12 protein-coding genes are annotated in these 15,387 nt (G+C 37.5%); 9 read left to right on the forward strand and 3 right to left on the reverse strand.

The window, feature by feature from the left end:
- The first annotated feature begins 286 nt into the window (after positions 1-286).
- From CKY02_RS04895 to CKY02_RS04925, 8 genes are all read left to right on the forward strand, one after another.
- Positions 287-1,645 (forward strand): MATE family efflux transporter, encoded by a 1,359-nt coding sequence (locus CKY02_RS04895; RefSeq protein ID WP_112894438.1) that lies wholly within the window; start codon positions 287-289, stop codon positions 1,643-1,645.
- 7 nt (positions 1,646-1,652) lie between these two features.
- A complete protein-coding gene (locus CKY02_RS24335; protein WP_162120088.1) occupies positions 1,653-1,829 on the forward strand; it encodes a hypothetical protein in 177 nt (58 codons plus the stop codon).
- 326 nt (positions 1,830-2,155) lie between these two features.
- On the forward strand, positions 2,156-3,412 hold the full coding sequence (locus CKY02_RS04900; protein ID WP_112894439.1) for a hypothetical protein: 1,257 nt from the start codon (positions 2,156-2,158) through the stop codon (positions 3,410-3,412).
- Complete coding sequence (locus CKY02_RS04905; RefSeq protein ID WP_112894440.1) at positions 3,372-3,965, forward strand: tetratricopeptide repeat protein; 594 nt, start codon at positions 3,372-3,374, stop codon at positions 3,963-3,965. The genes CKY02_RS04900 and CKY02_RS04905 overlap by 41 nt, the downstream gene beginning before the upstream one ends.
- Positions 3,966-4,742: 777 nt before the next feature.
- A complete protein-coding gene (locus CKY02_RS04910; RefSeq protein WP_112894441.1) occupies positions 4,743-5,489 on the forward strand; it encodes a Slam-dependent surface lipoprotein in 747 nt (248 codons plus the stop codon).
- 94 nt (positions 5,490-5,583) lie between these two features.
- Positions 5,584-7,071, forward strand: a complete 1,488-nt coding sequence (locus CKY02_RS04915) for a surface lipoprotein assembly modifier (RefSeq protein ID WP_112894442.1) — start codon at positions 5,584-5,586, stop codon at positions 7,069-7,071.
- Positions 7,072-7,248: 177 nt separating this feature from the next.
- Positions 7,249-10,248, forward strand: coding sequence for a TonB-dependent receptor domain-containing protein (locus CKY02_RS04920; RefSeq protein ID WP_238399084.1), 3,000 nt, complete (start codon positions 7,249-7,251; stop codon positions 10,246-10,248).
- Between the two features lie 83 nt (positions 10,249-10,331).
- Positions 10,332-11,141 (forward strand): energy transducer TonB, encoded by an 810-nt coding sequence (locus CKY02_RS04925; protein ID WP_238399085.1) that lies wholly within the window; start codon positions 10,332-10,334, stop codon positions 11,139-11,141.
- A 69-nt stretch (positions 11,142-11,210) separates the two neighbouring features.
- Here the strand turns inward: CKY02_RS04925 and CKY02_RS25535 are convergent, their stop codons facing one another.
- The gene (locus CKY02_RS25535) at positions 11,211-11,516 is read right to left on the reverse strand and encodes a GNAT family protein (RefSeq protein WP_240001997.1); all 306 of its coding nucleotides are present in this window, start codon (positions 11,514-11,516) and stop codon (positions 11,211-11,213) included.
- Between the two features lie 440 nt (positions 11,517-11,956).
- Between CKY02_RS25535 and CKY02_RS04935 the strand changes: the two genes are divergently transcribed.
- Positions 11,957-13,861: an autotransporter outer membrane beta-barrel domain-containing protein gene (locus CKY02_RS04935; RefSeq protein ID WP_112894444.1), complete on the forward strand. Its 1,905-nt coding sequence runs from the start codon at positions 11,957-11,959 to the stop codon at positions 13,859-13,861.
- A gap of 116 nt (positions 13,862-13,977) precedes the next feature.
- Here the strand turns inward: CKY02_RS04935 and CKY02_RS04940 are convergent, their stop codons facing one another.
- Both CKY02_RS04940 and CKY02_RS04945 read right to left on the reverse strand, forming a co-directional pair.
- Positions 13,978-14,433, reverse strand: coding sequence for a GNAT family N-acetyltransferase (locus tag CKY02_RS04940; RefSeq protein WP_112894445.1), 456 nt, complete (start codon positions 14,431-14,433; stop codon positions 13,978-13,980).
- Between the two features lie 207 nt (positions 14,434-14,640).
- Positions 14,641-14,916 carry a FaeA/PapI family transcriptional regulator gene (locus tag CKY02_RS04945; RefSeq protein WP_112876683.1) on the reverse strand — a complete coding sequence of 92 codons (276 nt, stop codon included), beginning with the start codon at positions 14,914-14,916 and terminating at the stop codon, positions 14,641-14,643.
- Positions 14,917-15,387 lie beyond the last annotated feature (471 nt).

Genomic DNA, 15,387 nt, shown 5'->3' on the forward strand with positions numbered 1-15,387 from the left:
ACAAAATACTTCAATAATTTCAGCCAAGTAACATTAACTATTAAAATAGAAAATTGAAACAAAATACTTAAATAAATATCCAATCTTTTAGAAAGATCACAAAAATTTCTGTGAAATAGTTAGTTTTCGTTAGATTGCTTTAATTTATTTCTTCACTGTTGCCTGAACGAAAATAGAAGGTATACTCATCGTTCTGATTTTTTCAAACTTTTTTAAATGATTTTGGTCGTAATTTATTGTTAGTATGATCAATATTGGCACTAACCAATAAATTAATAGGATTATTATGGCTAAGTTTTCAAACCGGCGGGAGTTAAAACAACTTTTATTTTTCTCTTTCCCTATCATTGTTAGTCAGATAGCACGTACAGCAATGAGTTTTGTGGATATTGTGATGTCTGGTCACTATGCTACGGCTGATTTAGCAGCCGTAACATTAGGAAGTAGTATTTGGTTTCCTATATTTGTATTAGGATATGGGACGATTATCATGCTGGCAGCAGATGTAGCTAAGCAGAAAGCGCAACATGATGACGAAGGGATTAAAGACAGTCTTAAAAATTACTTGTTTCTGGCGGTGATACTTTCAATACCAATAATTCTTTTATTAATGTTAGTTAGCTGGCTACTTTCGTTTATAGGCATCGATGAGCATATTTTAGAAATTACCCAGGGCTATGTTATTGCTCTAGCCTGTGGTGTTCCTAGTGTTATGATATTTAATGTTTTTCGTTCATTTTTACAAGGATTGGAAGACACAAAAATCGCAATGTATTTGTCTGCGGGTGCTTTATTATTGAATATACCATTAAATTACATATTTATTTATGGAAAACTGGGTTTGCCAGAAATGGGAGGCATTGGCGCGGGTATTACAACTGCAATTATTAATAATCTAATTGCTGTATGCTTGGTTATCTATTTTTTGCTAAAGAAGGAATATCGGCGATATAGGCCAGATTTCAGTTTACCAAAATATAATTCTTTGATTAGAACTTTTTATATTGGTATTCCAAGTGGATTGGCTCTTTTTGTTGAAATGGTTTTTCTGGATGTGATTGCGATAACCGCTGCTCCTTTGGGGGCGCAAGTCATTGCTGCGCATAATATTATGCTTAATATTACCTCTATCATCTATACCATAACTGGGGGAATTGCAGCCGCTGTAACTGTGAGAGTCGGTTCTTATATTGGTAAGAGAGATAGAACATCATTAACAGGTACTATAAAGATCTCAATTGCTTTAATTTTATCTATTTCCGCAGTTATTGGTGTTTTAATCTATTATTTCGCAGGTTCATTTATTTCACTCTATACTAACGACAATGGCGTCATAATGATTGCGCTTAACATAATCTTTCTGTTATGCCTGTTCCAATTCTTTGACTCTTGTCAGGCGGCTTTATCCGGTATTTTACGAGGCTTTCATGATACCCGATCGGTATTTTACGCGCCGTTATTCGGTTATTGGTTAGTGGGTTTGCCATTAGGGTTTATTTTGGCTTTGACAGACTGGGTAACCGAGCGTATGGGAATTATCGGGTTTTGGTATGGGTTGGTTTTGGGTCTTTTTGTGAACGCTATTTTGCTGTTTATCATATTAAAGGTTAGACAGAGAGGAATGATTTCTCAAATAATTTCTTAATTTATACATGATATATACCTTATGGATTTCAAGATGCATCGCGGCGGCAAGGGAGCGAATCCCCGGGAGCATAGATAACTATGTGACCGGGGTGAGTGAGTGCAGCCAACAAAGAGGCAACTTGAAGGATGACAGGTATAGTACATTGATTATAAAATTCATACATATATATTTATTTAGATGAAAATATTTCTGCTCTAAATTAATTTAGTTATTTTTTATTTTAGTTTGTAATTTAAATATAAATTGACTGATTTATTATTTGGATGATTATATTATTATGGAATGATTTCAATGTTATTGAAAGTGATGAATGGACAGTAAAACTGTTATTCAAAATAAATGTAATACATATAGGAGTTATTATTATGATATAAATAAAGTTCGTTATTATCCATTAGCTTAAAGTTATGAAGAGAGAAATCATCTATTTATAAATAGATGATAGTGGATTCATTACAAAATTACTCTGTTAAATAATAATCTAATGACTAAAGAGACTCATTGAAAATGAAAAATTATACCCCTAAACATTACGTTGTTAAGAAAATAGAAGATATGTCTATGACCACACAGATAGACTCAGATTCTCTGAGTCAAGCTATATATTATCCTAATTCAGTTACTATCCATGCAGCCCCAAGAGGATCTGCAATACTTAATGATGCTCCGTCGAAATTTGGTCACGTTTTTATGACGGTTACAAGTTATGATAAGGATACTGGTAGATTGGGATCAATTACTATAGGGTTAAGTATTGGAGATAGTATTTGGACGCCAAAAGATAATCTTTCTTTTAATGACTTTATTAATTATCCAGAGGCATCTAGTCTGACTATTATCTCAGGAAATTATCCACATTATCAGAATGTGGATAGACTTTACCAAACAGTTAAAGATTATAAAGAAGGAAAGATAGCTCCTCCAGATTATCATCTTGGAGCTTTTAACTGTATTCATTTTATTAAAGAATTGACTGAAAATGCTGGAATAAATTTGAGCTTGGGATCTACTCCTGATAGTGTTGCTGAATACATAGAACATATTGCTAATGGATATAGAACACCTATAGTAATAGATCTTGATGGAGATGGTGTTAAGACGATTTCCATTGATTCAGGTATAAAATTTGATTTTGAGGGTAACGGAGATAAGGTTAAGACTGGTTGGGTAAATGAAAATGATGGTTTTTTAGTTCTTGATAGGAATAATGATGGTATAATTAACAATGGAAGCGAGCTATTTGGAGAGGAAACCATACTTTCTTCTGGTGAGAAAGCGAAAAATGGTTTTGAAGCTTTACTAGACTTGGATTCTAATAAGGATGGTATATTGGATGCTAATGATTTATGGTGGTCTTCTCTAAAGATATGGCAAGATAAGAACCGGGATGCTTATACAGATCAAGGTGAATTGAAAAGTATGGAGGAAGTTGGAATTGAATCTATTAATTTGAACTATAAAGAAATTGAGTATTTTGATTCTGAAGGGAACTATCATGGTTTGGCGTCATCTGTTAATTGGAAGGATGGCAGAAATACAGATATTGTTGATGTTTGGTTTACACAAGGTGAAAGTAGTCACTTTTCTCAGGATAATAAAATTGATAAATTAATCAGCTCTTTGGAAAATTTTACAGAACAAAATAGTGATGTGGTCATTGAAAATATTCAGGGTGATCTCATTCAGCCGCAGAATATTCTAGTAAATAATTTAGGACAATATCATGAAGTATATTATTTTGATGATGGTTTTATTGGTTTCTAATGTATATGCTGAAAATATAGAAAAATATATTCCGAAAACAGTGTTTACAGGAATGAACTATGAGGATAAGGAAATTACTCTGAAAACACCCAGAACCGTCGAGGAGTTTCATAACTTAGAAAAATTGGCAGAAAAAGGAAGTGCAGATGCTAATTTTTTGCTTGGCCGTTTATATAGCGATAGTGCATTAGCAAGATCTGAAAGAGATTATAAAATGGCTAAGTATTATTATGAGGAAGCTTTGAGATTAGATAGAAATCATATGTTGGCTTTATATTGGTTTGGTGGAATTTATAAGTATGAAGGTAGAGATAAACAAGATGTGAAAAAAGCAATAGAACTTTATGAAAGAGCGGGTAGTTTGGGCCTTATAAGAGCGTATGACAGTATTGCTGTTACTTATTTACACGGTGACGGTAATGTTCCACAGGATTTAGAGAAAGCGAAAATGTATTTCCAGAAAATAGCTGATATGGGAGATGAAGAATCTAGATATATTTTAGAGCATTGGGAAATAATTCTGATCCAGCAAGGATATAAGGAGCCTGAATAATATTCATATTAACCTAAAAACTATCATGTTCACATAAATTCCCTGTCGAGAGATAGGGGATTTTTCTTAAGTTATTTAAATAACTTAATTCAACTCTTTAATCTTAGAGTTAGAAGAGTATCAATATTGTCATTTGATCATTGGTTTTGTAAAAAATTATAGTTAATGAAAATTTACTCTCTAAGACTGTGGTTATTTAAATTTTCATCAATGAAAGATAATGTTTAGTTAGGATTTAAGTCATGTTGGTAATATTTTTATTTTAGTGAATTTAGTAAATTATATATTAGTGATTGTTCTCGGAATGAATATATTTATATCTGGAGTAATAATTTTACCTATTTAAATCATTTGTATGGAATATATATTTTTGATTTTTATTTCTCATTGTCAAATAGTTCTTAATTAATGTGAAATAGATAATTTTCCATCAAATAGTTACCAAATAAACAATAACATTATAATTAATTTACAATATTAATAATTTCTCATTCATATATCTATATGTGTCGATTTTTTTACATTCGTTATTGGGTGATTCATCTAAGATTATATCCATTATTATATTAAGGTTATGGTGAATATTTATTTAATAATTAAATAGTTAGCTGAATTAATTGCCATTCTATACAAGTAGATACAATTATTTTATGATAATGATTATCATTTCATTTTTTATTAAAAGTGCGTTAATATGCGCGGCAGTCTTCGGACGGTACTAAAACTATGTAATAAGCAATACTCTAACATTTAATTAGTTAACATAAGGAATATGCTATGAACAAAGTTAAAGTGTTAATTGCAGTATTAGGTACATGTGGATTAGTAGCACAATCAATTGCTGTTCCTGGTACTGGGCAAACGCAAAAATTTGATCCTAATAATCAAAGTATTAGAGTCGGTGTGACTGAACCACGAAGTGGTGGCCATCCGACTCCAGGTGGTGAGCCGGGGATTGGAGTGAAATCTATTGGCAAAGGTAGTATTACCAGTTTCTCAGGTCTTGCCAGATATGTTAAAGCGGATGAGAATGGAATTCATAAGATTTCTGTGCCAGGCTCGAGTAGCCATGAAGGCATGGGGGTATTCAACTTTAGTAAAGTGGCTAATGCTGATGTTTATTTTGGTGAATGGTCACAAACCGGTGCAGTAAATGATACTACTCATACTGCCTATTATTCCGGTAAAGACGTGACCACTAATTTACCTACAGGCGGTATCGCGACTTATACGGTTAAAGGGATTAACCAATATAGTGGTAGTAATGCCCTACATGGGACATTTACTGCTGATTTCGGTCAGAAAAGACTTACTGGTTCAATAGCAAATAGCGCATTGACCGTTGACATTAATTCCAGAATTAGAACGGATGGTTCATTTGCGGGTAGGGCAACTGCTGGAAATGTTGTCGGTACAAACAGCGGGCATTTCTTTGGTGATAATGCGGCTAGTTTAGCAGGGGTTGCTACGTTTGCTTCGGACCATAGCAAAGATACTGCCTTTGGTGGAACTAAAAACCCATAATATGAATTTGTATTAGTTGAATAAGGCAAAGTTCATATGGGCTTTGTCTTATTTGGTTTATTTATCGGCTCGACTATGAAGCAGTGATATTCCGATGTTAAATACACCCATTATCCGTTTTTCCATATTAATCAATTGCTTGTTTATTTATCCCTCTTTGGTTTTGGCAGATGAAGATACCGGTAGAAGATTGTGGCATAACGTACAACGAAATTTACAGGATCAAGAAAAAGCGCTGGTTACAGATGAAACGGTGAATAAAAAAACGGATCATTTATCGATAGTACTTAATGGTCAGATTTTCAGTGTTGAGAATAATGTGAATGATATCGGCCAGGCGCTTTATTTAGCCATTAATCATCAACAAGTGCAGGATGTCGAGCGTTTTTTGTTGATATATCAGAAGCTACTTGGACATGATACCCAATTGGTCCATTTTGCTCAGGGGAATTTGGCGCGTTTACAAGGTGACTTAGTAGCAGCAGAACAGCATTATCAGGCCATCTTGCAGCAACAACCTGATTTTACCCGGGCTAAATTAGAGTTAGCCAGAGTCTATTATGAGAATCAAAAGAATAGAGAAGCCAGTTTACTATTTAATGAGATTTCAACAGTTAGTCGCGATAATGAAAATAAGTTACCACCAGCAGTCATTAAGAATATAACTAATTATCAGGAGGCGATTAATTTGCGTAATTCCTGGCGTGGATCTTTCTCCGTGGGATATATCTTTAACGATAACACGAATATGTCGCCGGATAAGCCTCCTGTTTGCACTATCTATCATGAAAATGGTAAGTGCGCGGTTGAACGTAATTTACCTATGGCAAAGAAGGCAAACGGTATTAGTTATGATGCTACGTTGCGTAAGATATATCCACTAAGTGGTCACCACGGTGTTTTTTTACGTTCGATGACTTATGGAGAAAGTTATCGTCATCACAGTGAGGAAAATGAAAATACCACTTCTGCTTATTTGGGTTATAGCTATAAAGCGCAAAGAGATGATTTCCTAATGGGGCCAGTTGTTGAATTTAATTATGTTGCTAATCATTCCCGTTATCGTACTACGGGAATAAAATCAGAATGGATAAATATTCTATCTAAAAATCTGGCATTAAATTTGGAAGGTGAATATAAGCAGTTTCGTTATCATAAACTTTATAATCATCATGACGGTAATATGAGCTCTGTTTATGCTACCTTATCTTATTATTTAACTGATCAAACCATTACCTTTGCGGGTGGTGATTGGGTTAATAAAACCAGTGTTGAAAAAGCGGATGATTATCAGCAAAAAGGCGTGCGAGCAGGCATTTCCACTCAATTGTATCCGGGAATTAATGCAGTAGTATTTACTGCATTGCGCCAGCGGCAATTTGGTGATTACAGTATACCTCTAAATGCACGTCGTAAAGATAATGAACAATTCTATGCGGCAATTGTGAGTATGCCTAAATTTGAAGTTTTTGGTTTAACTCCAGTAATTACTTATCGATTTAGGAAAAATAGTAGTAATGTTGATTGGCTCTATTCCTATAATAAGAATGAAGTGTTAGTCAAGTTTGAAAAGTATTTTTGATACTGATTGAAGTAACAAGTTATACCCAATGGATTTCAAGATGGATCGCGGCGGCAAGGGAGTGAATCCCCGGGAGCATAGCAAACTATGTGACCGGGGTGAGCGAGTGCAGCCAACAAAGAGGCAACTTGAAAGATGACGGGTATATTTCAATCCCCACTATGGCAGATAATGATTATGTATAAATTAAATAATAAATATAGCAAAATAACATTCATGCTGGCATTGGCCTACAGTATGATGCCTTATCGTTCTGATGCAGAAACATTAATAACTTTGGCTCAGTCATCTAAACAGCCCGCTGAAAATAAGGCTGACCTCGGTAAAATTAACGTTTCAGCGACCAGTGAAAAAGATGAAGCAGGTTATGATGCGGTTTATGATAAAGATATTACTAATATTTACTTGGGTAAGGATTTGGTAGAACGCTATAAGGGTGCTTCACCGGCGGATGTTTTAAAAAGCGCAGTCGGCGTATTTAGTGGTGATTCGAGAAACAGTGGCGCATTAGATCCTAATATTCGTGGCATCCAAGGGCAGGGACGGGTTCCTGTTACCATTGATGGTACTGAGCAGGCAATTACCACCTGGCGTGGTTATAACGGTGCGAACAATCGTAACTATATTGATCCTAACCTGATCAGCAGCATTGAAATAGAAAAAGGCCCATCACTGACACGTGGAGTAAAAGGCTCGATCGGTGGGGCCGTAATGATCAAAACTTTGGGGATCGATGATGTGGTACCAATAGATGAACGATTTGGTATTAACTTGAAATTGGAAACCAGCAGTAATGCCGTTAAGGAGCGTGTACCTCATCTACAATTAGGACAAGATTATCGAGATATTCCTGGTTTCACTAAGGGATTTAATTATGTTGATCCGGCGTTAGAAATTACCCCTAAAACTTCGAAAGACAATAAATTATTGGGCCTAAAAGATAATGCGATACGTCTGGCGATAGGTACCCGGCAGGAGTATTTTGATTTAATGGCAGCTTATAGTTACCGCAGTAAAGGAAACTATTTTGCCGGCAAGGGTGGTGCTCATCGCTATAATGATTCCATGAGTAAAGAGGATATAGAGATCCTTGATGGTGGTACCCGGTCGTATGATCCTTATCTGCCTTTTGTGGCACGTATATATCGCCCTGGAAATGAGGTGCCTAATACTTCCAGTGAAATGGAATCTTGGTTGCTTAAAAATAACTGGTACCTGACTAATCAGCAGACGATTGGGTTTGGTATTCGCGATACTAAAACGATTTACGGGGAGATTATGCCTTCGCGGATTGGTTGGGTTCGTGCTAAAGATAATGTTGTATCGCAGTGGCCGTTGGCGAATGTGCATCAGCAGGCATTTAATCTGGATTATAAGTGGAAACCTGATGGAAATAAGTGGGTTGATTTTGATATGAAATTTTGGATTACCCGTACTATCAGCAATACCAATACTGCCGGGGGATATCCACGTGAACCGCGAGAACGAGATGAAGTATGGGATGTGAATAATAAGCAAAGAGATCCGAATATTGACGGTCGTCTGGTAGATACTGCTTCTACCAATGCTCATAATAACCGTTGGGGTGTTGATCTCTCTAATGCTTTTGCGTTGACTCCGGATCTGGATTTAACGTTGTCAGCTAATCTACAGCAGGAGCGTTTGGGTTCTCATGATGATTATGAAGCAAAGAGTTTCTCCAATTTTCGTTCGCTACCAAGAAAAGGACGCCGCCAAGAAAATAATATTGCCTTTAATTTTGACTGGCGTCCTACCTCGTGGCTGGCATTAAGTGCCGGTGCTAAGCGAGTCAGTTATTGGTCTAAGGATGATTTTTTAAATGAACGTTTGGCTGTCCGAGATCCTCGTTATAGTAAAAGTAAAAAACTGGTTGGCCAAGGGTTGCAATATCTGAGAACTCTTAACGATAGGGAAGCTGAACTGTATAAGAAGTTTGATGAATGTTTTGAGTGTCTAACCGATGATGAATTTGACGAATATAACGATAAAAAATTTACAAGTTCAAAAACACGAGATTCAGTTCTTCGCCCTATGGTTCCGGTAGATGTGCTTTGGAAATTTAGTAATGATGGTAAGTTATATAAACAAGATAATCCCTATTTTAATGGGAAACTTGATATGAATGAACGCGTTATTGATCCTGTGACGAATAAAGAAGTGTATAAATATGAATATAGCGATACTCAAAATAATAGTAGCTATATTGACGACTCTGGAGAAATATTGAGTCATGGTGACGGTGGTCTAGTTTATAAAGAGAAAAGCGAACAGGAGCGTTGGTCTAAACAGCCTAAACGTAAGGATCATGCTTGGGCACCAGTATTTTCCGTAACAGCCTATGTGAGTGATAATGCACGTATCTATACCCGTTATGCCGAAGCGGTACGTATGCCAAGTATTTTTGAAGATACCGTTGGATTTTCCTCTGTTTCCGTTGATAAACCAGCGCGTGCTTTTAAACCTGAACGTAGTAAAACTGTGGAAGTGGGTTATGTGCATGATTTAAGTCAATTGTTGGGTGCGGAGCGTAATGCGGACATTAAATTCGCTTATTATAATACAGTTATAGAAAATATCTTTGATCGTGACAGTAACTTTATATTTACTCAGTTAGATAAACAGAAGTTATCCGGTTTAGAAATACAGGGACGTTATGATAACGGTGGCTTCTTTACCCATTTGGGCCTATCTTATAATCTTAAAAATAAAGTTTGCGATAAAATGGAATCGCTTATGTTAGATTTGACAAATCGACATGGTGTTCCTGAATGTATTGATGGCGGTTTTCCCGGTGGTTTTTTAAGGACAACTATTCCACCTCGTTATTCTCTTAATCTGAATATCGGTGGCCGGTTATTAGATGAAAATTTAGAAATCGGTAGTAGAGTATTATACCACAGCAGTGTGGAGAATAAGGATGAAAAATGGTTAATGAAAAAAATGCCCGGCGTTTATAAAGGAATAAATAATAACCCGATGCGTTGGAACCCGGTAATGACTATAGATGCTTATATTAATTATCAGGTTACGCCAGATGTGGTTGTCGAATTATCCGGCACTAACTTAACCGATCGCTATTATTTGGACCCGTTAACGCGTTCCATGATGCCAGCGCCCGGACGGACGTTTAAGCTTAGTGTCACCAGTCGGTTCTGACTCTTTAAGGGAGATTAGCCAGTTGTCGTTAAGAGCGCTGGCAATCTCCATAGATAACGAACGGAAAGATGGCTTGAGTTATGATGAAAAATCGTATTTATATTGGCTTATTTGCTTCCTTACTGTTACACGCGGGCATTATCGTGTTTATGGCGTGGCATTTACTGCGTGATGACAGTGCGGATAATCAATCAGTGAATTCGCCAATAATCAGTATGTCAATAGAAATGGTTGCTTCGGCAGCACCGGCCGGACAGGAACAACCTGTAGAACCGGAACCTATTCCACCCCCGTTACCGCCAGAGATAGAGGTAGCGGAATCGCCACATGAGGCAAAAATAGTACTCAATAAGCCAGCGGATAAGCCACGGAAGCAGGAACGCCCAGAAAAACGTACGGATGCTAAACCGAAGAGCAAGCCTCAGCCGCAGAAAGAACCGGTAGAAGATCCTCAACCAAAACTGGCAGAGCGTGGGCGTAAACAGGAAGCAGAGCAAAATCAGCCAGAGCAAACGGAAGGCAGTGCTCAATTAGCGGGGAGAGATGCTGCGGATTCACAAGCTGGCGCCCGTCAGGCGACGACCAGTCAACCAATGACTGGCGTGGGAGCTGATGAGTTACAAAGCTATCAGGCTGCCCTGCGTCGTGAAATTGAAAAACATAAACGCTATCCGCGTCGGGCTAAGAAGATGAAGCAGCAAGGGATAGTTCAGGTCAGGTTTAGCTTGCTGGATAGTGGCGATTTGACGAATCACCAATTAGTGCAGAGTTCAGGCGCTGATGAATTAGACCGCGCTGCCCTTGCGGCTATCCAACAAGCTCGGTCGGTAGGGCTAAAACCGGCTGGTTTGCCAAGGGAGCTTACTTTAGCAATAGAATTTAATTTGAAATAAATATATACCCGTCATCTTTCAAGTTGCCTCTTTGTTGGCTGCACTCACTCACCCCGGTCACATCGTTATCTATGCTCCCGGGGATTCGCTCCCTTGCCGTCGCGATGCATCTTGAAATCCATAGGGTATAAGGTTTGGGCAGCGAAGAGACTGTCGCTGCCTTAGTAATAGTAGCGTCATGTGGGGATGGCGTATTTCGTGTTTATCATTTATCGCTTTATAAACCGTCAGCATCGGTAAATAGGTATGCAGAATCAATGGGCGTAGTTGATTAATATGTTCGTCAGATAAAAAGTCATGTGTTGCTCGTACCGAGGCTTCCCAGATTTCGATCAGTTTATTGAAATCGGCCTTTATCGCTTGCTGAATTCTCATATTCATTCTTCTTAATCTTTTATTTTTCTAAACCGATGATGAATTAACGCTATCACATTTGTTGTGATGGATCGCTTCAGATATTACTCAGACTTAGCCGTTATTCCTATCCATTATTCTTATCAGAATCTTATGCTGTCTGTTTTGTGATCTATTTCATGAAACAAAGGAGAGAATTCAATCTATTTGGTCTAATATTACTTTTTATAGATAGTTGAATTTTAACCAATTTGGTTAATTGAACAATCAAGCAACACTAAACTTTAAAACCTAAAAAAACAATGCGGGATTCTCTCTATTACTAACTATAATGAGGTATTGGTTAATCAGAAAGGGGATTGCGTCATATCTCATTAACGTAGTTTCTATTTGGATTGATCATTTCAGTTGAACGGCTAGTTCAATGATAAATATAAAATAACTTCTTGAGGATCATATTAATGAAAAGGTCATTTATATTTGCACCAGGCATGTTAGCACTTTCGGTAAGTGCAATTTCGAATGCACACACTTACGACCATCTATATGTTTTTGGTGATAGCTTGAGTGATGGTGGAAATGGGGGTCGATATACGATCAATGGTACAACCAGTAAGTTGTATAATGATCTTATTGCTCAACATTTAGGGACTAAACTGACCAATTCTGATAGTGGGGGGAATAATTACGCAGTAGGTGGAGCGACTGCTGTTCCTAATTCTGGAAATAAAAATAACACTACTCAGGAGCAGGTAGGCCGTTATTTGGCGAGTCATGGTGATCGTGCTGATCCTAATGGTATGTATGTTCATTGGGTTGGTGGTAATGATATTCAGGCGGCATTGAGAGATCCAGGTAACGCGCAAAAAATGATTGAGGATAGTGCGAAAGCCGCTGCATCCCAGGTACATATGCTTCTCGATAAGGGGGCCGGATTAGTGATCGTGCCTACGGTTCCTGATGTTGGTATGACGCCGAAGATTTTGGAGCTTGTTATCGGTACACGAGCCACTTCTAAACAGATGGATGAAATTCATGCGATACTAAATGGATATACCACAATTGATAGAGACACTCGCCTTAAAATTATCGACGGTGTTTTTAAAAAGATGGAGTCAGTAGTTTCAAAGGACGATGCCAAAAAAGCTGAGGATAGTTATAAGCAATTAAGTAGCAACGCTTCAGCATTGGTTGACAGCTATAATAAATTAGAAGATATCGTACTTAGCCAGAAGGGCGGCAATATTGTTCGGGTTGATGTTAATGCACTTTTACATGAGGTCATTGATAATCCTTTACGTTACGGTTTTTCCAATACTGTAGGTTATGCTTGTGCTCGGGGTATTGAGGCTAATTCCTGTAGTTCTGATGATACCGGTTTTGATGCCAGTAAGCCTTTTTTATTTGCTGACGATTTTCATCCAACTCCAGCTGCACAGCGTATGATTGGTGAGCAGACTATTTCAATCCTTAATGCTCCACATCAGGTTATGTCACTGACGAATACCAACAATGTGCCGGTGAAGGGGGCGCTTGCCTCTCTTGACGGTCGTTTACAACAGCTACGTAGCGTGGGTAATGAGCAGAGTAAAATAGGCGTATTCGGTGGTTATAGTGGAAATCACAACAGTACATTGACACTGGGTAGTGACTATCAACTCACGGATAATATTCTGTTAGGCGGGATGATCTCGCGTTATCAGGATAAACGTTCAGTTAATCATTTCCGCGCTGATGGTCGTGGTTATCTATTCACCACGTATGGCTTATGGCGTTACTACGATAAAGGTTGGATTAGCGGCGATCTTCACTATTTGGACATGAAATATGAGGATATTACGCGCGGTATCGTGCTTAATGAGTGGCTGCGCAAGGAGCATGCTTCGACTACCGGTCATCAGTGGGGAGGGCGCATTACCGCAGGTTGGGATATTCCGCTGACATCTACCGTGATGACCAGCCCGATTATCCAGTACGCTTGGGATAAAAGTTATGTTAAAGGTTATCGCGAATCAGGTAATAGCAGTACGGCTATGCATTTCGGTGATCAACGTTACGACTCTCAGGTCGGAACATTAGGCTGGCGTTTTGACACCAATTTTAGTCGTTTTAACCCCTATGCTGAAGTTCGGTTTAACCATCAGTTCGGCGATAAGCATTATCAGATTAGTAGTGCCATTAACTTAACTGAGACATCTTTCGTTAGTAAAAGCCAAAAGCAGGACACTAACTGGCGTGAATACGTTATCGGTATGAATGCTGCTATTACAAAAGATTGGGGCGCTTTTGCGTCAATATCACGCAATGATGGTGATGTTCAGAATCACACTTATGCTTTCAGTTTAGGTGTTAATGCCAGTTTCTAATTTCTGGTTAAAAGATGCAAGTTGATAAAACAGTAGCTGTCTGCTTGTCGTAATAGTATGGCTATTATCGTAGTAATGCCCGACAAAGTGATCGGGCATTTTTTGTGATGATTGCCTCATATCTTGGGTTGTTTATAAATGTCCGGCCGGACAATTTGCCAAACAAAGTTTTCCTCGTTTACTGGGGAATAACCCATTTTTTCATATAGCCACGGTGCCATCGAAGTGACGAGCATAATATGACGAAGCTGTGCTATTTGGGGATGTTCCAGGCAACATGTCATTAGCCAGCGTCCTAATCCCAATCCTCGATAGTCGTCTAAAATAAAAACATCACTAAGATAACCAAAGGTTGTGAAGTCAGTCACGATACGAGCAAATCCTATTTGCTGAGTATTTTTATATAGACCAAAGTTCAAGCTATTTTCGATCGACAACTTAACTGTTTCCTTGTCAATTCCTTCCGCCCAAATGGATTTCGTTAAAAACTGCTGTATGATCATAATATCTAATTTATTTTTATCTGTAGTGACAACATATCCATCCTTTTCCCAACGATGCAATTTTTCCATGCCAGGCTTCCTCTTAAGATAAAATGATAATAATGGGTTATGATATCTCTGTGCTTGAATGTTTTGCCGAGACTTTTGCCATGGAAAGAATATAGCGATTTGAATGAATAACGCCATAGGGCCGTATGTTGCTTCTTCAAATTTTCGACTATATAGACAGGCCCTTCTGTACAGAACAGGCATCCATTTATTCAGAATTGTTTGACATTAGATAGACTTAATTTTGTCTTCCGGTATATACCATCGGAGAGAATTCTTAATGGGAGACGGAGTTACCATAACTAATCCTTTGTTAGCCAGTTTCAATAACAGATAACGTGCTTTGTAGATGGTGAAATCGCATTGTTCCGCTACATCACGCGTACTAGGCCATGATTCTGGTGGGGGAGCCGCTTGCATTTTACGAATAGTACATAATTCGGATATGACATTGAGTATTTGATCCGTCTGGGAAGGTTGAGTCGAATCTTTCCGGTTTTCCATATTAACTCCAGGCTTTATTGAACCCAGTTGGATATCTTGAGCAATTAGGATAATCCAACGGTTAATTTCAACACATGAGGGCAATCTGAATGTCCTATTCAGTCATAAAGAATTGCCGGGTATATCCTGTTTTGTCAAGGTTGGTTTTTATACGATGCAGAACGATTATATCGAAAAATTGAAATTTTAGATCTTTTAATTTGAAAAACAAATTGCATAAAGTATTTTATTCTTATATAGATATAATTTGCGACACTATAGATCGCAAATGATCGGATTGAAATGTTATCTAAGTATTTTGTTGTGAAATTATTTGAATTTGCATTTTTTGTTTTTATTAATTGAATTATTCTGTAATACTTGAAAGGTTGATAGGGTCATTGTCCATATATAAATGTTTTTAATGATTTATTACTTGCATCAAATTTTTTCTAATCTTTATAAGATTAAAATAGGATTGACAATGAAATT

Source organism: Photorhabdus bodei (assembly GCF_003287735.1).
GTDB lineage: Bacteria > Pseudomonadota > Gammaproteobacteria > Enterobacterales > Enterobacteriaceae > Photorhabdus > Photorhabdus kayaii.